16 protein-coding genes and 1 pseudogene are annotated in these 19,283 nt (G+C 60.7%); 11 read left to right on the top strand and 6 right to left on the bottom strand.

What is annotated here, in order from left to right; genetic code table 11:
* The first annotated feature begins 1 nt into the window (after nt 1).
* From ugpE to ACS5Q0_RS19810, 4 genes are all read left to right on the top strand, one after another.
* Nucleotides 2–886 (top strand): sn-glycerol-3-phosphate ABC transporter permease UgpE, encoded by an 885-nt coding sequence (gene ugpE, locus ACS5Q0_RS19825; RefSeq protein WP_473128371.1) that lies wholly within the window; start codon nt 2–4, stop codon nt 884–886.
* Nucleotides 887–905: 19 nt separating this feature from the next.
* Entirely contained in the window at nt 906–1,670 is a 765-nt protein-coding gene (locus ACS5Q0_RS19820; RefSeq protein ID WP_473128370.1) for a glycerophosphodiester phosphodiesterase family protein, read from the top strand.
* Nucleotides 1,671–1,674: 4 nt separating this feature from the next.
* Entirely contained in the window at nt 1,675–2,745 is a 1,071-nt protein-coding gene (locus ACS5Q0_RS19815; RefSeq protein WP_473128369.1) for an ABC transporter ATP-binding protein, read from the top strand.
* 153 nt (nt 2,746–2,898) lie between these two features.
* Complete coding sequence (locus ACS5Q0_RS19810; protein ID WP_473128368.1) at nt 2,899–4,383, top strand: mannitol dehydrogenase family protein; 1,485 nt, start codon at nt 2,899–2,901, stop codon at nt 4,381–4,383.
* A gap of 549 nt (nt 4,384–4,932) precedes the next feature.
* Here the strand turns inward: ACS5Q0_RS19810 and ACS5Q0_RS19805 are convergent.
* The 6 genes from ACS5Q0_RS19805 to ACS5Q0_RS19780 form a co-directional block, all read right to left on the bottom strand.
* Complete coding sequence (locus tag ACS5Q0_RS19805) at nt 4,933–6,018, bottom strand: hypothetical protein (RefSeq protein WP_473128367.1); 1,086 nt, start codon at nt 6,016–6,018, stop codon at nt 4,933–4,935.
* Nucleotide 6,019: 1 nt separating this feature from the next.
* Nucleotides 6,020–7,555: an AMP-binding protein gene (locus tag ACS5Q0_RS19800; RefSeq protein ID WP_473128366.1), complete on the bottom strand. Its 1,536-nt coding sequence runs from the start codon at nt 7,553–7,555 to the stop codon at nt 6,020–6,022.
* A 23-nt stretch (nt 7,556–7,578) separates the two neighbouring features.
* Nucleotides 7,579–9,339, bottom strand: coding sequence for an ABC transporter permease subunit (locus ACS5Q0_RS19795; RefSeq protein ID WP_473128365.1), 1,761 nt, complete (start codon nt 9,337–9,339; stop codon nt 7,579–7,581).
* A gap of 20 nt (nt 9,340–9,359) precedes the next feature.
* A complete protein-coding gene (locus ACS5Q0_RS19790; protein ID WP_473128364.1) occupies nt 9,360–10,436 on the bottom strand; it encodes an ABC transporter ATP-binding protein in 1,077 nt (358 codons plus the stop codon).
* Between the two features lie 253 nt (nt 10,437–10,689).
* On the bottom strand, nt 10,690–11,757 hold the full coding sequence (locus tag ACS5Q0_RS19785) for an ABC transporter substrate-binding protein (protein WP_473128363.1): 1,068 nt from the start codon (nt 11,755–11,757) through the stop codon (nt 10,690–10,692).
* A gap of 58 nt (nt 11,758–11,815) precedes the next feature.
* Entirely contained in the window at nt 11,816–12,589 is a 774-nt protein-coding gene (locus ACS5Q0_RS19780) for an enoyl-CoA hydratase/isomerase family protein (RefSeq protein ID WP_473128362.1), read from the bottom strand.
* Nucleotides 12,590–12,633: 44 nt separating this feature from the next.
* Between ACS5Q0_RS19780 and ACS5Q0_RS19775 the strand changes: the two genes are divergently transcribed.
* The 7 genes and pseudogenes from ACS5Q0_RS19775 to ACS5Q0_RS19745 all read left to right on the top strand — a co-directional run.
* Nucleotides 12,634–13,530 carry an IclR family transcriptional regulator gene (locus ACS5Q0_RS19775; RefSeq protein WP_473128361.1) on the top strand — a complete coding sequence of 299 codons (897 nt, stop codon included), beginning with the start codon at nt 12,634–12,636 and terminating at the stop codon, nt 13,528–13,530.
* 134 nt (nt 13,531–13,664) lie between these two features.
* Nucleotides 13,665–13,991 (top strand): (2Fe-2S)-binding protein, encoded by a 327-nt coding sequence (locus ACS5Q0_RS19770; RefSeq protein WP_473128360.1) that lies wholly within the window; start codon nt 13,665–13,667, stop codon nt 13,989–13,991.
* Nucleotides 13,984–15,351, top strand: a complete 1,368-nt coding sequence (locus ACS5Q0_RS19765; RefSeq protein ID WP_473128359.1) for an FAD/NAD(P)-dependent oxidoreductase — start codon at nt 13,984–13,986, stop codon at nt 15,349–15,351. Before ACS5Q0_RS19770 ends, ACS5Q0_RS19765 begins: the two co-directional genes overlap by 8 nt.
* Nucleotides 15,348–16,529 (top strand): NAD(P)/FAD-dependent oxidoreductase, encoded by a 1,182-nt coding sequence (locus ACS5Q0_RS19760; RefSeq protein ID WP_473128358.1) that lies wholly within the window; start codon nt 15,348–15,350, stop codon nt 16,527–16,529. Before ACS5Q0_RS19765 ends, ACS5Q0_RS19760 begins: the two co-directional genes overlap by 4 nt.
* 5 nt (nt 16,530–16,534) lie before the next feature.
* Nucleotides 16,535–17,500 (top strand): ornithine cyclodeaminase family protein, encoded by a 966-nt coding sequence (locus ACS5Q0_RS19755; RefSeq protein ID WP_473128357.1) that lies wholly within the window; start codon nt 16,535–16,537, stop codon nt 17,498–17,500.
* 12 nt (nt 17,501–17,512) lie between these two features.
* Complete coding sequence (locus ACS5Q0_RS19750) at nt 17,513–18,745, top strand: NAD(P)/FAD-dependent oxidoreductase (protein ID WP_473128356.1); 1,233 nt, start codon at nt 17,513–17,515, stop codon at nt 18,743–18,745.
* Between the two features lie 380 nt (nt 18,746–19,125).
* Nucleotides 19,126–19,269 (top strand): annotated as a pseudogene (locus tag ACS5Q0_RS19745) (IS481 family transposase); the annotation flags it as partial.
* Nucleotides 19,270–19,283: the final 14 nt, after the last annotated feature.

Raw genomic sequence — 19,283 nt, 5'->3', positions numbered from 1 at the left:
CATGAATGAGCGCACACCCGTCCTCGACTTCGTTTGCCACGCAATTCTGATTACCGGTATCGCCCTGGTCTGCTTGCCGCTTTATTTCGTCTTCGTCACGAGTTCTCTGAGCCAGCAGGATGTCCTCCAGGTCCCGATGAGATGGCTGCCGAGTGATCAGTTCTTTGTCAATACGGTCAAGGTCCTCGAAACCGTCAATTTCGGGCAGCTGCTGATCAATACAGCCATCGTGGCACTTGGGATTACTGTCGGAAAGCTGGTGCTGTCACTGCTCGCGGCTTTTGCAGTGACCTACTTCCGCTTTCCATTCCGCGGTACCGCCTTCTGGCTGATCTTCGTCTCGATGATGTTGCCGATCGAGGTTCGCATCGTGCCGACGTATGAATCGGCGGCGAATATGGCATTGCCGCTGAACATCGTCTCTGAGTGGCTCGGCGTCGGCGTAGAGCTGAATTGGAATATGGTGAATACCTATTCCGGATTGATCTTGCCGATCATTGCGTCCGCGACGGCCACTTTCCTGTTCCGGCAATTCTTTCTGACCGTTCCAGATGAGCTATGCGAGGCGGCGCGCATCGACGGCGCTCGCCCGATTCAGTTTTTCCTGCGCATCCTGCTTCCGCTGTCCCGATCCAATATCGTGGCCTTGTCCATCATTCTGTTTCTGATGGGATGGAACCAATATCTGTGGCCGTTGGTCATGACCACCGACCCAAACATGACCACTGCAGTGGTCGGCCTGAAGAAGGTGATGCCGCAGCCTGACGGGCTGCCGACCTGGCACCTCCTCATGAACGCCTCGCTTCTGACGATGCTTCCGCCTGTCCTTGTCATCACCGTCCTGCAGCGCTGGTTCGTAAAAGGTCTTGTCGACAGCGGTAAGTGACAAATCGGAGATTTCTCGGATGATGAAGATTATTGGTCATCGCGGCGGTCGTGACCTCTGGCCTGAAAATAGCCTCGGCGGGTTCCGCAATGTGCTGACATTGGGCGTGGATGCGGTCGAACTCGATGTTCACCTCAGTTCCGACGGTGTTCCGGTGGTCATTCACGATCCCCTTCTCGACCGCACCACGAACGGTCGCGGCCCGGTGCAAGCCCAAAGCGCCGACGCTCTGGGGAAAATCGTGTTGAAAGACAGCAGAGGCGAGACAGTGCCGACGTTGGCGGCGGTCTTGGATATATTAGCGCCCTCCAGACTCGAGCTCGAACTGGAGATCAAGACCGACGAGCGCGGCTTTCCCTATCCCGATATGCCTGAAAAGATCATTGCTCTGGCGGAAGAGCGTGGCATGCTCGATCGGGTTTTCCTCACCTGTTTCGTTCCGGAGATTCTGGAGGATGTTCGGCGCAAGCACCCTGCTCAGCGGCTGCTCATGCCGATTGACCGTCGTTCCGCGGAGTTCTTCGGCGGCTTCAACAAGGTTCTTCAGCGGGGTATCGACGTCGCGAATGTGGTGGCCATCGAGAAGAGCCTGCTCGAAGAGGTGCTTGATCAATGTATCGCAGAGGCCGGCACGTCACGCGTGGGGTGTTGGGTGCCGAACACTGAATTGGAACTCGAGTACTGGTTGTCAAAGCCGATCGGCCAATTGACGACGGACCGCCCCGATCTGGCCCTGCTCGTAGCCGGCCGGCAGGGTCCCTTTGCAGTGCAGCAGAAAGGTTGAATTGATGGCGTCGGTTGAACTCCGTGCAATCCGCAAATGTTACGGCGCTACCGAAGTTGTGCCCAATATTGATCTGGCAGTCGCCGATGCGGAATTCGTAGCCCTTGTCGGTCCCTCGGGATGCGGCAAGTCAACTCTGCTCCGGATGATCGCGGGCCTTGAGGAGATGACCTCGGGCGATCTCTTCATTGGCGGGGAAAAAGTCAACCGGCTGAACCCAAGCGAACGCGATATTGCGATGGTGTTCCAGAATTATGCGCTTTACCCGCACATGTCCGTGTTCGACAACATTGCCTTCAATCTTCAACTCGCCGGTCGCCCCAAGGCGGAGATCAAAGAGCGGGTGGGCGAAGCCGCACGGATGCTGGATCTGACGGCTCTGCTCGATCGCAGGCCGCATCAACTGTCGGGGGGACAGCGCCAGCGCGTGGCGATGGGGCGCGCCATCGTTCGAAAGCCCGCGGTCTTTCTCTTCGACGAACCGCTGTCGAATCTCGATGCGAAGCTCCGAGTGCAGATGCGCGCGGAGATCAAGGAGTTGCATCAGAAGGTGCGCACCACCTCGATTTACGTCACACATGACCAGATAGAGGCGATGACCCTTGCGGATCGGGTGGTGGTTCTGAATAAGGGCAAGATCGAGCAGCAGGGTACACCTCTGGAACTTTACACACGACCCGGAAATGTCTTCGTCGCCGGCTTTATCGGCTCACCCGCAATGAATTTCCTGGACGCGGAGATTGACAACAACGAATCCGGTCCTGTTGTCCGGCTGCAGGGCGGAGCGGCGTTGCCCCTGCCGGACGCGGGCAATCTGCATCCTGGGAGCAAGATCATCCTGGGACTGCGTCCCGAACATTTGGAAACGCGCGCGGAAGGCTGTCTCCCTGGCAGAGTTCGGCTGGTCGAGCCGACGGGGGCCCAGACGCATGTGGCGCTCGACGTCGGCGGTACCACAGTGATGGCCGTCGTCGATGGCGAGCGACGCATCGCGGTAGGGGACAGCGTATCCCTGTCCATCGCGCCCGAGCGGATGCATATTTTTGAACGTTCCAGCGGCATCAGGCTCAATTGAAACCAACGGCCATTGCCTTCCATTGCCGTCGAGCGTCCGGCGAGACCCTATTCGCGGCAGACGAGCCTGTCCCAAGGCTGTGAATTCCGGGCGCGCGAGCATGGCGGATGGCGTCGGAACCAGCTCTCGGATCTTCAAACGAAAGGCACCCTGATGAGCGTAAATCTCTCCCTCTCAAACTTGGAGAGACTGCCGCCGGAGATGGCCCGACCTGCCTATGCCAGATCTGATCTCAAGGCAGGGATCCTGCATTTTGGGCTTGGGAACTTCCACCGCGCGCATCAGGCCGTTTACCTCGACGATCTCTTCAATTCCGGCAGCGACCGTGAATGGGCGATTGTCGGCGCGGGTGCCCTGGATGCCGAGAAGCCTGGCAGACAGCGCCTCAGGGAGCAGGACTGGTTAACTACTGTGGTTGAGCAGGATTCCGGGCATTCGAAGGCGCGGGTCATCGGTTCAATGGTCGATTTCATTGAACCGGGCAATGCGGAGGCCTTGATTGCGAAACTTGCGGATCCGGCCATCCGGATCGTCTCGATGACCATCACCGAAGGTGGCTATTTCATTGATCCCGCAACGCAGAATTTCGATGCCGGTCATCCTGACATCATCGCCGACGCAGCCCGTCCCGATCAAGCGAGAACCGTGTTCGGCCTGATCCTCGCCGGTCTGAAAACGCGGCGGAAGGCCGGGATACCGCCATTCACAGTCATGTGCTGCGATAACATACCGCACAACGGCCATGTCACCTCAAATGTCCTTGTCGGTTTAGCTGCGCTCTCCGACCCGGAGTTCGCGGCGTGGATCAAGGCCAACGTCGCGTTCCCGAACTCAATGGTCGATCGCATCACACCTGCCACGACCGATCGGGAACGCGCGGCCGTGCGGGACAATTTCGGGATCGAAGACAATTGGCCGGTGACGTGCGAACCATTCCGGCAATGGGTGTTGGAAGACAGGTTTTCGAGCGGGCGTCCTGGGCTGGAGAATGTCGGCGTCCAGTTCGTCCCGGATGTTGCGCCGTTCGAGTTGATGAAGGTTCGAATTCTCAATGGCGGCCACGCCGCCATTGCCTATCCTGCCGGTTTGCTGGATATCGATTTTGTGCACGAGGCGATGGCTCATCCGTTGATTGGAGGCTATCTCGCCAAGCTTGAAAGAAGTGAGATCATACCGACGGTCCCATCGGTCCCGGGAACAGATCTAAATGCCTACTTCGCCCTGATCGAGAAGCGCTTTTCCAATCCGACGATCAGAGACACCGTCCGACGTCTCTGTTTCGACGGCTCGAACCGCCAGCCGAAGTTCATCATTCCAAGCATTATGGACCGGCTCTCCGCCGGTCAGAGTGTGGACGGCTTCGCGCTCGTATCTGCGCTCTGGTGTCGTTACTGCTACGGCGTCTCGGACAGCGGCAAGATGATCGAACCGAATGATCCGAACTGGGCCAGGCTGACGTCAACGGCGAGACGTTCCAAAGACGATCCAACGGTGTGGCTTGCGATGCCCGATATCTATGGCGATGTTGGAACTTCGCCCGTCTTCACCGCGGCCTTCGCAACAGCCTTGCGTAACCTTTGGGCAAATGGAACGGGTGCCACGCTGAGTGCTTACATTCATTCTCCATTGCTTGCGTAGAGGCTCGCGTATTCGTAAGCAGGCCTCAACTCGCCTCGAACTCGTCGCAAATGCTTTGCTCCAGAGTTTCAACGATGGCTCCCTCGGTGCAGAAACGGAGGGTGGTTCGCTTCCTGAGCAGCATTGGATCGGAAGAGCAGGCTCCTTTGATACGGCTAATCTGAGCTTACGGGACAGGAGCAACCCTTCAGCGTTTTCACACAGCCTCCACCCGCAGTGGACCTCACGAGCGGGTAACAATCGTCAGATTTTGAGCACTGGTTCCATAGATGGCCTTACCCGAAATTTTGACCGCAAGCCATTGATGGATATAGCACGCATCGGGCGCCAAGCTCGGAAGGTCTCAAAATGGCACGAGGCAGACGAAAGTCGAGCTTCCGTAGTCATAAGGTAAGCTGACCTTCATAAGCTCATAACCAACGGCTCAGATTGGCCTCAGGCGGTCCTCCGCACGCAACCTCTCGTCATAATTGACGGCGCCTTAACACGCGACGCCGAACGTTCGGTTGCTGCGCGCGGCACTAATGGCGCGCAGCGGGGCGGCTGGGCTTAACCTCGTTGCTGGAGCTTCGTGCGCAGCTCCTGCATAGAGTGGTAGACCTCCTCAAGGTCTGCCACGTCGAAGCCCTCTGCCAATGCAGGTGAATGCTGAGCCAGGCGCTCGCGCAGGACGCCCGTGTAGCGCACGCGCCGATCTGGGCCAATGACGAGGCCGCTCTTGTCCTCGAAGCGTCTGTTCCATGCTACCGCTTCCACCTGCGACACGGACGATGGCAGGTTCAGAGATAGAACACCGTCGACAAGCTGCACTGGATAGCCTCCCGGCAGGCCGAAAGGCCCCGGAACATGGCCTGTCCATGAACGCCCTTCCGCGAGGGCGAGGATCATCGGAACGCCGCTGGCTCCCGAGATGTCGATCACCGGTTCCGGCGTCAGCTTCACATCGCGGAAGGTTCCGAACACATCGCCTATCTCCTCATCATCGATCCAGACCCGCGGGGCCGACCCGGTGCGCGTTTCGGGTGGCTGGCGCCATGCAGCGAGATGCTGGTAATGGGCAAGGACCTTGATGCGGTTCCTGTCGGACAAATTGTAGTCGGCTGCGAAGACATTGGACAAGATCGCGACATTGCCCATGCCGCAGATGACCTGATATCCGAGCGCGCTAATCAACCCGTTCACTACATCCGGGAAGCTGCAATTGATCAGGGGGGCGGTGATCCCCAAGCGCATCATGGCTTCTGCTACGCGGGAGCTGAGGACCGCCTGAAAGACGGCGGTCGCGCTTAGTCCCCCCTCCTGGACGAGCCTGCTCCATGCGTCATGCGATCCGGCAATCACGGATGAAGTTTGCACGGAAGCAGCCTGCACTACGACTGTTGGCCTCGATTCTTCCAGCAACTTGACAGCAGCATCCTCCGCAAGCAGATCCGCTTCAAGCACAACGACCGTTACAGGTGTGTTGAAGATCGCGGCCCGTGCGCCAGCTGCGACTTTCAACCATTGCAGGCGCTCCCGGTTGCGGCCCGCAAGAACCACGCGAGTGGGGGCGCTCGCCGTGGCTGCGATGTCAAACAGGATACGGGCGGCGAATGCGCCGGTTCCTGTCAGGAGAATGGTCGATTCCGTCGTCATCTCAGGTTCCTTTCGCGAGCCTGTCCCAACAATCGTCAAGGCTCTTGGAGAGCTTGTGCTTCATGATGCGCTGGCTCGGGGTGCGCTCGAACTCGTCAACGACGGCAATGTAGCGCGGGTTCTGGTAGCTCGCGAGGCGAGTCGACAGCCACGCGGAGATCTCCGCAGGTTGAACGCTTGCACCGGCCTTCGGCTTGATGAAGAGCTTGATATCTTGTTCGCCGATATCTGCCGCAACGCCGATCATGGCACAATCCTCTACGGACGGGTGGTCGGATGCGATGCGCTCGACTTCCCAGGCAGAGACGTTTTCGCCGCGAGAGCGGACGCTGTCGGTCATGCGGCCGTGGAAGATGAGATTACCTTCCGAATCGTACATGCCGAGATCGCCCGTGTACAAGGCGCCGTTCCGAAGCGTCTTCGCGGTCGCAGATGGATTGTCGAAATACCCTGACGAGATTGCACCCGGCAGCGACGTGCTAACCACGATTTCTCCACGCTCACCCTGAGGTACGGGCCTACCATCGGCATCGAGAAGTTCCACTGTGAACCACGGTACGGGATGTCCGACCGAGCCGACGACACCCTTATCGTTGAAGGTCGTGATGCTGGAAGCCTCAGTCATACCATAGCATTCACGGATCTGAACGCCAAAGCGGTTCTGGAATGCCTCCCAGATATCGCCGGGGCAGCCTCCGCCCCAGGCGATCCTTACGGCATGGTCACGGTCCAGCGGAGATTCAGGCTGCTTGAGAAGGATCTGCAAGATGCCGCCGAGATAGTGAATGTGCGTTGCATTGTATTCGCGTACCTGATTCCAGAAGCGGCTCGCGCTGAAGCGATCCACCATCGCAAGCACCACGCCGTGGGTCATCGGCAGGCTCAGAAGCTGGGCTCCGCCGATATGGTAGAGCGGCTCCCACACGAACATCACGTCGCCTGGACGAGAGGCTGCAACGAGGCTGACACCTTCTCCGGCCAACCGGATCATGCGGTTGGAGACGATCACGCCCTTTGGCTGTCCGGTCGTGCCGGAGGTATACATGATGGCGAAGGGCGCATCCAGGGCAGGTCCAGCTTCCGTGAAGGGGGCTCCGGTGCTCAGAGCCTGAGCCAGGCGCGGATGGCTCTCTGCTTCCCCATGAATGAGGAAGCCTTCGCGCGGATGCTTCGCTTCGCATTCGGCGATCGTCGGCAAGAGCTCGGCATCGGCGATCACGAGAGCCGGTCTCGAGTGATCGATGATGTACTGGAGGCCTGGACCGCGCTGCTGGGCGTTGAGGGGTACCCAGACAAGGCCAGCCTTGGCGAGACCGAAGACCACAGCAAGAGTTTCCACGCTGTTGCGCATCATTACGGCAACATGTTCCCCGGACTCCAAGCCGCGGGAGCGCAGCCAGGCAGCCAGGGCGGATGACTGGGAATCCAGCATGGCAAAGGTGACGGGATCGCCATTGAACCGAGCGAAGGTTCCATCAGGATTCTTGTCGGCATGCTGCCGCAGTAGATCGGTGAGACAGATATTATCGAGTGACATCGAAAGTACTCGGCTTGTGAGTTCTAAGTTGTACGACGGAAACGTTCCGCGAGGAGGAGGAGGATGGTGACGATCACGAAGACCACGACGGACACCGCAGCGAGCGTCGGATTGAGCTGCAGGATCATGTCGTCCCACATCTGCTTGGGCAGCGTCGTCTTAATGCCGCCGCTGACGAAGATCGCAATCGTGAGCTCGTCGAAGGAAGTGATGAAGGCAAACAGCAAGGCCGCGACCAACCCCCCCTTCACGAGAGGCACCGTGACGAGGAGCAGGGTCTTGAGCCGGTTGGCTCCAAGCACTGCCGCCGCCTGATCGAGACGCCAGTCGTAGTTCTTCAGGATCGCCGTGATGGTCACGAAGGCGAAGGGAAGGGCCAGGACGGTGTGACCGATCACGAGGCCGAGGTCCGTCGCGACGAGACCAATCTGGGCGAAGAGATAGAACAGGCCGACCGCTATGATGATGCGCGGGACGATCAAGGGAGCAAGGAACGTCGCGAAGACGAGGCCACCCCAACGAGTGTTGGCGCGGGCCAGCGCCAGTGCCGCAAGGCCACCGAGGAGGGTCGCGCAGATCGCTGTCGCGGCAGCCACGCCGAAGGAGCGCAAGGTGGCGGAGATCCAAACAGGCGACGAGAAATAGGTCTCGAACCACTGCAGGCTGTAACCCGGAGGCGGAAACTCCAGGAACTGCGAACTCGTGAAGCCTATCGGGATCACAAGCAGGGTCGGCAGTACCAGAAACATCAGGGCCAGTGTGCAGTAGATCGGCAGCAGCCGGCTCGTTCCACGCGTTCCGATCACCCGCCGGACCGCATCCGCCAACACGGCGCTTACCTTCGCGACGGCCCTGAGGATGCTGAGACCGAGCAGGCGTAGACGCCCGGCTCCGCCGTTCTGTGCCGAGATGTCGCCCGAGAGCGACGAGAGTCCGAACAGACGGTCATAGATCCAGACCGTGACGAGCGCTGCCACCAGCATCATCGCCGCAAGCGCGCCTGCGAATGCCCAGTTGAGGAGCTCCTGCACCTGCGTGATGATGAGCTGCGCCAGCATCGTTTCGCGTCGTCCGCCAAGGAGGGCTGGCACGATGAAGAAACCGAGAGACGAGATGAAGACGAGCAGGCCACCGGCGGTCACACCGGGCAGGGAGAGCTTGAAATAAACGAGCCAGAAGGATTGAGCCGGTGCTGCGCCCAGTGCTTGCGCAGCCTGGATCAAACGCCGGTCGATGCCGATCATGACAGGCAGCATGGTGAGCACGGCAAGCGGAACCATGGCATGAACCATGCCGACCATCACGCCGAACTCGTTGTAGGCGAGGGAAAGCGGCTGCGAGACGAGGCCGCTTCCGGTGAGCATGCTGTTGATCACGCCGGTGCGTCCAAGCACGACCATCCAGGCGAAGGTCTTTACCAGATAGCTCGTCCAGAATGGTACCATCACGAGCAGTACCATGCGCTCCCGCAATCCCCCCTTCAGTCCGGCGAGCCAATAGGCGAGGGGATATCCGAGCAGCACGGAGAACAGCGCCGTATTGGCGGCGATCTTGAACGTAATCCCCAGTACCTGAAGATAGACGTCCGTGTTCGCAATGCGGGCATAGGTTGCAACGCTGAGAGCGCCACTCGCCGGATCCTGCACGCTCAGGGCCAGAAGGCGCAGGACCGGGTACAGGAAGAAGATGGCCAGGAACGCTATTCCCGGCGCGGCGAGCCAAAGTGCATTGGGACGAAGAAGTCGCTGTCGGAGAGGGACTGCGGGAGCGGTGATTGCTGTCATGCTTGCGGTTCCCTTACCGTTCATGGCACCAGAACCGCCGCGTCCGGGTTCCAGCCTAAAGTTGCGCGCTCTCCATAGGCAGGAGCTGGCTGGCCCGGCGGCAGGCGCACGATCACCGTTTCGCCCTCGTCGAGATTGACGATGAGACGCGTCTCGGAGCCGGCGTAAACCGCATCGGAGACGCGGCCCGTTACGGTGTTGCCTTTGTCGCCTCCGAGGCTGATCTGCTCAGGACGGATCACGATGGCGGCCTCGGAGCCGGAATACGCGGCGCCCGCGGGCAGGCGGAATGTCCCATGCGGCGTCGCGAGACGGGTCTCTCCGTTGGAGGTATCGACCTGTCCACGGAAGATGTTCGAGATTCCGATGAAGTCCGCGGCGAAGGCTGTAGCCGGGCGCGCATAGATCTCGTGGGGAGAGCCGAGCTGCTCGATCCGGGCATGGTTCATCAGGCAGATACGGTCGGAGAGGGCGAGCGCCTCCTCCTGGTCATGGGTCACGTAGATGATGGTGGCGCCCGTCTCGCGATGCAGCTGCTTGATCTCGATCTGCATGTGTTCGCGCAGCTTCTTGTCGAGAGCGCCGAGAGGCTCGTCCATGAGGATGATCGATGGCTGATAGACGAAGGAGCGTGCGAGCGCGACACGCTGCTGCTGGCCACCGGAAAGCTCACGCGGGAAGCGGGCCGCAAGATGGTCGAGCTGCACCATCGTCAACACGTCTTTGACACGCCGCTTGATTTCCGAAGCGGACAAAGCTCGCATGCGCAGCGGGAACTCGATGTTCTCGGCGACGGTCAGGTGGGGAAACAGCGCATAGTGCTGGAACACGAGGCCGATATCGCGCTGGTGGACCGGAGTCTGCGTCTGGTCGTTTCCGTCGATGAGGATGCGCCCCGAGGTCGGCTCGACGAGGCCGCAGACCATCTGCAGCAGCGTCGTCTTTCCGGATCCGGACGGCCCAAGCAGGGTGAGGAACTCCCCAGTCGGAACGACCAGGTTCGTCGGTTCCAGCGCCGTTACGGAACCATATTGCTTTGACAGACCTTCAATGATCAGCTTCGGCGTGGTCACGCCAGTCTTCGCCACCGGTGTCATCGTAGCGTGTTCCTTCCTTCGTCTCGAAGCCGAGTGCGCGCGGTCTTGAACGGAGCCACGGCATCCGCCCAGTCGAGAAATGCGATAAAAATTCGCCCGGCAGGCCAAGGGGCAGCCGGAGACCATAGGCCGCGCAGGCGAACCATCGGCATCAGCGAAAGCTCACGCGCAACCGGCTGGTGGATCCCACCTCAGCCTTGCCGGAATGCGCCGCCGCCTCCGGCTTCACGGACCGAAGCGGCGGCGCTCGTCGTCAGGTCAGAAGCCAGCTGTTGAAGCGCTCGGTCACCGCGGCGCGGTTCTCGCTCCACCAGTCCTCGTTGGCGACGCGCATCTTCTTCAGGTTTTCGGGCGATGTCGGCAGGACTTTCGCGCGATCCGGGGAGATGCTCTTGTAGGCATCGAGGTTGGTCGGGCCGTAGGCCAGAACATCCGTAAAGGCAGCTTGACGATCAGGTGCAGAGCAGAACTTGATGAACTGCTTCGCGGCGTCCGCACGCGGGCAGCCCTTCGGAATAGCCCATCCTTCGATGGAATAGAGACCCTGATCCCAGACAATCGTCGCTGCAGTGCCGCCGTCGATGGCCGACTGCAGGCGTGCGTTCCAACCGCTGATGATGTCGACTTCACCGCTTTGCAGAAGTTGGGTCGATTGCGCGCCGCCCGTCCACCACACAGCGATGTGCTGCTTGATCTTGTCCAGGCTCTTGAAGGCGCGGTCGACATCCAGCGGGTAAAGCTGATCGATGCTCACGCCGTCTGCCATCAGGGCTTGCTCAAGGGAGTCGATGGGGTTCTTGCGCAGGGAACGGCGACCGGGAAACTTCTCAACGTTCCAGAAGTCAGCCCAGCTCTTCGGCCCGTTGTCCTTGAAGCGATCGTTCCGGTAAGCAAAGACCGTGGAATACACGTCCGTGCCCATCCAGTAATCGGTAATGGCTTCCGGCATCAGGCCTGGCGCGGCATCGCGGGTGAAGCCGATGGGCTCGAGAAGATTCTGCTTGACCAGGATGTCCCGCGCCGAGAGCGTCAGCGTGCAGACGTCCCAGGTGTAGGACTTCGTTTCGACGATGGCCTTGAACTGAGCCGTGGGCTCAGCCTCGCGGGCCACGTTGACGACCTTGATGCCGGTCGCCTTCTCGAACGGGTCGTAGAAGGCTTTACGGAATGCAGGGCCGAAGGGGCCGCCGGGATCGGCGACGGTAATCGTCGTCGCCGCGAAAGCCCGGCCGGTGAGCCCGGGCATTCCGAGGACCAGGGCTGCGCCACCTGCGGTTTTGAGCAGGTGTCTCCGATTGATGGTCAGATTGGTGTTGCTCATGTTCGTCCTCCAGTTTCGCAGATCGGTGACCTGCATTCCCTCGTGGTGTGGTGGGGCTTCAGCCCTTCTTTGCTGCGGCCTTGCGGGCCAGGAATTGTTCCATCATTCGCGCCGGTTCCCCGGATGCATAGGCTTCGCGCTGAATACGGATGCCGGCTGAAAGACAGTCACGGAACCCTTCCTCGGTCATTTCGCGGAAGCGCTGGCGATCCAGGCGCATTGCGACGGGAGGCTTGCTCGCGAGGAGTTCTGCCAGCGCAAGCGATTCGCTCATTACCTTGTCTTGCGGCACCAGACGGTTGATGACGCCGATGCGGTAACACTCATCCGCATCCATCATGCGGCCGGTGAGCGTGAGATCAATGGTTCTTGCGAGTCCGATGTGCTCGCGCATGATCCAGGGGCCGGTGGTGCTGGCAATTCCGGAGTTGATCTCCGGCTGGCCCATGGTCACGCCGGCGTGGCCGACGCGGAGGTCGCAGAGAAGGGCCACCTGAAAGGCCGAGCCGGCTGCGACGCCGTTCAAGGCTGCAATGATCGGCTTCGAGAGCGACCGGATCCGGTCGTAGAGGCGCTCCCACTCGCCCATCCACTGCTCGGCGCGGTCGGGATCGAAGGTCTTCGTCTCGTTGAGGTCCTGGCCCGCGCCGAAGGCGCGGTCGCCTGCGCCGGTGAGGATAATGGCGCGAATGTCCGCGTCCTCCTCCATGGCCATCAGGGTGGCGGTTAGCTCATCCCGCATGGCGGTGTTCCAGGCGTTCAGGACCTGGGGACGATTCAAGGTGATGATGCCGATGGCACCCCGCTTCTCATTCAAGACAAACTCAGCCATGGCCCGGAACCTCCTGATGTTTTATTGCTATGCAATAGTTATTATTGTATGTTCCGCCCAACTTACCATTATTGTCAACACCCATTGAGATTTTTATCGGGGCTGTTCAGATGCGAGAGAATTCAAGAATGGCAGCGAGCGGAATGAAGAACGTTGAAGATGAGGAGCCTGCGAAGCGCGGCCGTGCCACAGATCCGCTGATGGTGATGTCGGTGGAAAAGGCTTTCCGTGTGCTTTCGGTTTTCGATCAGCACGCCACGAGCCTCAGCCTTTCTCAGATCGCCGCCGCAACGGAAATGGATGTGAGCGCGGCGCAACGTTTCACGCACACGCTGGCCAAGCTGGGCTACCTGCGTAAGGACCGTGATACGAAGCGGTTCGAGCTGACCGCCAAGACCCTGCAACTGGGTTCCTACTACCTGCGCAGCAATCGCCTTGTGGAACGGGCGATGCCCTACCTGTTGCACCTGTCCAAAGAGACGGAGGAGACGGTCAACATGACTGTGCTCGATGACACGGAGATCATCTTCATCTCCCGCTTCATGAGCCGGCACATGCTGAACACGAACGTGATCATCGGCTCCCGAATGCCGGCCTATTGCACCGCTCCCGGCATGGCGATCCTCTCGCGCCTGCCCGAGGACGAGGCCGTCGCGATTCTCGAACGCTCAGACCGGAAGGCGTACACGCCTTCAACGACGTGGCAGCTCGACGATCTCGTAAAGAAGCTGCGCATTTCGCGCGAGCAGGGCTATGCCACTGCCTTCGACGAGTTTTATCGAGGCGATGCCTCCATCGCAGCTGCGGTCGTCGCGGCAAACAATCGCCCGGAAGGCGCAATCAACATCGCGGTTCCACTCTCGCGTTTCTCGCCCGAGTCAGTCGTGGAGCGCTTCGCGATGCACATCATTTCCGGAGCGCATTCGATCTCTTCCACATGAGGCGCGATCTCTGAGGGCTCGCATTTGAGCGCATTGCCCTAAAGATCTAATGGCTTTTTCTTGACAGCGGTTTTCCGACAATCTTACCATTCCACAAAAGTTATTGCATCGCGATAGAAACGTGGCGGTCAGAGATGTCGGGCGAGCCAAAGAAGGCGCATAGGGGACAGTTTGTAAGATCCGTTCCCCGTCACGGCGCGACGCTGCGCCTGACGATTGACGGGGATGCGGCCGAGGCCGTCGAAGGCGATAGTCTGCTCGCGGTGCTCCTTCTGAATGGAGGATCTGTCCGACATCTCGAATTCGGTGGCGCGCCGCGCGCCGGTTTCTGCCTCATGGGAGCCTGCCAGGACTGCTGGGTCACGCTCGGAGACGGCGATCGCGTGCGAGCATGCACGACCCTCGCGGCCGACGGCATGGTCATTTGGACCGACCCTCAGAAGGCTCACGCCGATGCATAATGTGGTGATCGTCGGCGGGGGACCGGCTGGCATACGCGCTGCATCCGTTCTGGCCGAGGCGGGCTTGAAGCCGGTTCTCGTGAACGAGGCAGGGGAGGTAGGGGGCCAGGGCTACCGTGCGCCGGCCAAGAGCCTTGCTCTGGACATCAAGTCTTTGATGGGCTCGGAGGCAGAGAAGTATCAGAGGCTGCATTCACTGTTCGCATCTCTCCGAGACAAGATCGATTATCGGCCCGGCACTCTGGTCTGGGGCGTCCATGAGAACGTCCTTCACACCTTGTGCGATGGTGTAGCGGGTACGATTTCATATGATGCGCTGATCCTCGCAACCGGCGCTACGGATCGGATCATGCCTCTGCCGGGATGGACATTGCCCGGCGTCTTCACCTTGGGTGGCGCACAGGTGATCCTCAAGGATCAGGGGTGCCTGATCGGCAGCCGCATCGTCTTTCTCGGAAGCTCTCCGTTGCTGTTTCTGGCGGCGCTGCAATACCATAAGTGCGGCGCATCGATTGCAGCTGTCGTGGATACGTCTCCGCTTTCCGCGAAATGGGCGGCCATACGGGACCTTGCGGCGAGCCCACGCACGCTGGCGCGAGGCATCATGTACCGTGCGGCGCTCCACAGGGCCGGTATTCCCGTCATCGATGGCGCAACGCCCCGTGGAATTGAGGGGGAGAGTCATGTCGAGGGCGTGCGGATCACAGATGGCCGAGGACGGGAAAGGCTCATCCTCTGCGATGCCGTCGCATATGGACATGGCCTCAAGCCGGAGACTCAACTGGCCGAGCTGGCCGGCGCCCGCTTCCGGTTCGACCCGATCTTCCGCCTATGGCTGCCGGAGACGGATGCCGACGGACGGGCGGGGGGCGACCTCTATCTCGCCGGTGATGGCGCAGCAATCGGCGGAGCGGACGCCGCAGAAGCCAGTGGTGCGCTCGCAGCCTACGCGCTGCTCGCAGACATGGGCCGGACCCAGCCGGAGGCCGAGCTGGCCCGACTGCGGCGGGACGTCGAACGCCTGCGACAGTTCCAACGAGGGCTCGCTAGAGCATTCGCATGGCCGGTCTCGCAATCGACGACACTTTCCGACGAAACCATCGCCTGCCGATGTGAGGCAGTGACGGTGGGAGAAATCCGAGCCGCCGTTCGTGCGCAGCTGGGACCACGTGAGGTCAATCGCGTCAAGGCCATCACGCGTTGCGGCATGGGCCGATGCCAAGGCCGCTTCTGTGGTCCGGCCCTGCAGGAGATCGTGGCGGGAGCCTGCGACGCGCCAATCGCTGAAGCCGGTCGATTGCGTATGCAGGCCCCGGTGAAGCCGATTCCTCTTCATGCCGCAGCGGAGCTGGAGCCATGACGACGAAGATGCGTGTTGTCGTTGTGGGGGGCGGACTCATCGGCACCTGGACATCTCTCTTCCTCGCGAGACGCGGCGTGGATGTGATCCTGATCGAGAAAGGCATCGTCGGCGCCCAATCGAGCGGAGTGAACTTTGGGAACCTGCGCCTTCAGGGACGTCATCCGGGGCAGTATCCGTTGTCTCTCAGATCCCAAGCGCTCTGGGAAGATATCGAGGAATTGATCGGCGACAGGTGCGAGTTCGAGAAGACCGGCCATCTCTATATCGCAATGAACGATGCCGAGCAGGAGAAGCTGGAACAGCATGCACGCGTCGCCGAGAGCCATGGCCTCGTGATCGAGCGGATCGGCCGTGACGAGCTTCGCCGCCGTTGGCCCTGGGTGGGAGAAGCACCACGGACGGCAACCTACTCGGCGCGAGATGCCACGGCCAACCCTCGTCTCGTGTCGGTGGCTGTCGCGCGAGCCGCGCAGCGCCTCGGCGTGGAAGTTGTCGAGCATAGCCGTGTGACCGAGGTGCATCGGAAAGGTGCCTGCTTTACTCTACAGACCGATACTGGTCGCGTGGTGGATTGCGATGCTGTGGTGAACTCCGCCGGGGCTTGGGCGCTGGCCATTGCGGAAGCCTTTGGCGAGACGGCCCCGATGTTTGCGGCCGGTCCTCCGCAATTCGTGACCGAACCCATTCCCTATCAGGTCACGCCTTCCGTGCAGGCTGTGGACGGTTCAGCGATCTTTCGACAGATCCCGCGCGGCAATGTGATTTTCGCAGGCTATCCGCGGACGGTGGCCGATCCGGTGCTCAATCGAGCTCCCGTGCCGCCGGTCAAGACGCTCAACGGCATGCGCAGCCTAGCGAAGATTGCCCCGTTCCTGAAATCAGCGCAGGTCATTCGGGTCTGGTCGGGCATCGAGGGCTATCTGCCCGATATGCTGCCGGTTATCGGCGAGAGCGAGACGACCCCCGGCCTCTTCCATGCCTTCGGGTTCTGCGGGCATGGTTTCCAGGTGGGTCCCGGAGTTGCTGCGGTGCTCACAGATCTCATCGTCGACGGTAGAACCGAGACACCGATCGATCTTTTCTCTATCGATCGCTTCAAAAATGCAGTTCAGGTCTCGGACAAGATCGCTCGTGAATTCGATGTCCCTGCTGCGCCCAGGAGTCGAGCAGGGTGAGGGCAATGAGCAAGCTGCTTTATCTTTCCAGCGCGGACATTGCCGCACTCGATATAAAGCCCAAGGCAGCACGGGAAGCGATTGCACGTGCCTTTCGCCTGCATGCTGAGGGTAGGGTCCACGTTCAGCCGAAGCTCACCGTGCCGGTCGGCCCCGGGCACTTTTTTCAATCACTCTGCGCTGCCATGCCCGACCCTCCATTCGCGACGACGAAATGGGTGGGCGTTGCCGCCGATAACGGCGAGCGCGGTCTGCCGAATGTCAACGGTCTGATTGTGGTGAGCGATTTTACGACGGGAGTTCCGGTAGCGGTTCTCGACGGAACGAGTCTCACGGTGCTACGTACGGCTGCCATGTCAGCGCTGGCGGCTTCCTATCTCGCACACCCAGAGAGTTCCACCATCGGCTTCATCGGATGTGGTGCCCAAGCCTACGGACATCTCGCCAGCCTTCGGGATGTGCTGTCCGGACTTCGCACGGTTGTGTGCAACTCGCGTGGACGCTCATCCGCTGAAAAGCTCGCGGCCTATGCACGTGAAAGCGGCCTCGATGCCGTGGTAACGGATACGCCGGATGAGGTGCTCGCCTGCGACGTAGTCATCTCGACGGTTCCCGCACAGCCCGGCCTCGAGCCGTTCCTTGATGCCTCGCTCCTGAGGCCCGGCTGCTTCGTCGCCGCGGTCGATCTGGGCCGTCCCTGGCGCGGCGAGGGGCTGCGCTCTCTCGATATTCTCGCCACCGACGATCATGTTCAGGCCGCGGATCCGTCGAACCGTGCCAAGCTCCGCTATCCGGGTCCTTTCGATGCGGACCTGGCGTCCCTCGTGGCTGGGACCGCTCCCGGCCGCACGGATGAGAAGCAGCGCGCCATGTTCCTGTTCCCTGGCTTCGCTCTCGGCGATCTCGCCATTGCAGCCGAGGTGATCGCCGAAGCCGGCCGTACCGGTTGCGGACTACGTCTTCCACTGTGAGGGAGAAGAGCCTTGGCTAACATCGCTATCGTCGGAGCAGGCGTCATCGGAGTTTCATGTGCAGCCTTTCTCCAGCGGGACGGACACTCCGTTACGATTTACGATCCCTTGCCGCCGGGAGAGGGATGCTCCTTCGGCAATGCCGGAAGCATCGGCCCGGGCTCCGTGGTGCCGCTGTCCACACCGGGCATCGTGCGACAGGCCGCATCCTGGATCACCGATCCTGATAGTCCCTTGTGGATAGACTGGCGCTATCTGCCTCGCGCCATGCCTTGGCTCGCTAGATTCATCGCGGCGGGAGCAGGCCCGCGCATCGACGGCATTGCAAGGGCGCTTCGTTCGCTCCATGCCGATAGCTTCACACACTACCGGACGCTTCTAGGTGTCGATGCTGGAAGCCTGCTCAATGTCTCCGGTCAGCTCTACCTCTATGAGAGCGATGCAGCTTTCGCCAAGGATGCGCTCGGTCGAGAGCTCAGGGCTTCGCTCGGAGTTCGGTCGGAGACTTTGAATCCCGACGAAATCCGCCAGTTGGAGCCTTCGCTGAAACCTCGGTTTGCGAAGGCTGTCTACCTTCCTGATTCCGGCCATTGCAGCAATCCGCATCGCCTCGTAGCAACCATTGCCGAAGGTGTCGCGCGGAACGGGGGACGCTTCGTTCGGGCGTCGGTCAAGGACTTCGAGCAGGGTGCCGGACAGGTCCACGCTATCGTAACGGATGCCGGACGCATGGCGTGCGACATGGTGGTCATTGCCGCCGGCGCGTGGTCTCAGCGGTTGGCTGGCCGGATCGGTCTCAGGATCCCGCTTGAAAGCCTGCGCGGCTACCATGTGATGCTGCCCATGCCGGCGACGGCACCAAAGCGCCCACTCTATCCACTGGCCGCAAAGATCATGATGACGCCGATGGAGCATGGCCTTCGTATCGCTGGAACGGCGGAGATCGCAGGCCTCGACGCACCGATGAACGAGCGGCGTGCCGCCGCCCTCGGAAAGATTGCGAAACGCTATTTTCCCGACATGACCGGCGAACCCATCTCCGTTTGGATGGGGCACCGCCCCGCGACACCTGACTCCCTGCCGGTTATCGGGCCGTCATCCCGGCACAGGAACGTCATGCTTGCGTTCGGCCACGGTCAAACGGGACTGATTGGGGGCTCAACGACAGGCCTCCTGGTCTCTGACTTAGTTGCGAGCAGGAAACCAACAATCGATCCTACTCCTTACCGGGCAAGCCGTTTCTAACGTACGCCTGATCTGTGCTTAGACCTAACCGGAAATCCGGTCGCCTGTGTGGACAGGCCGCACAGCCACAGGCAGGCCCTCGGGGCTTAGTTCTATGGTGCCCTATGAGCTCAAGGCAAGGTCTGCAGTTGGCACGCCTGGGAAGCAGATCGAATGTCCGCCTAAGGCGGGAACAGCGGACATTGGTGGAGGGCCGGGGATCGTTAGTGCGTGACCTAGAGTGGTCCTTCGGACGCAAGCAGCCGAGAAAGGCACACCGACACGACATGTCACTAGAGCATCAGACGAGAAGTCTGATCCGATGCGTTCCGCATTTCAGTCTCCCACTCCCCCGGCAGGTCAGGGCAAAAGACCGCCGATGGTCATAACCAGCTGCGGGGCACCTCAGCGACTTCCTTGCCGCCTACAATGTTGCTCGTAGGCTTCAAACCCTGCGCGGCATCACCCCGGACGAGTGCATCTGCAGGATCTGGACAGCCGAGCCCCAACGCTTCAGGCTCGACCCGCTCCGCCAAATGTCGGGGCTAAACATCCAGTG

The organism is Microvirga sp. HS2 (assembly GCF_055792805.1).
Note: the sequence above shows the minus strand (reverse complement) of the source record. Positions and strands in the feature narration are given on the sequence as shown.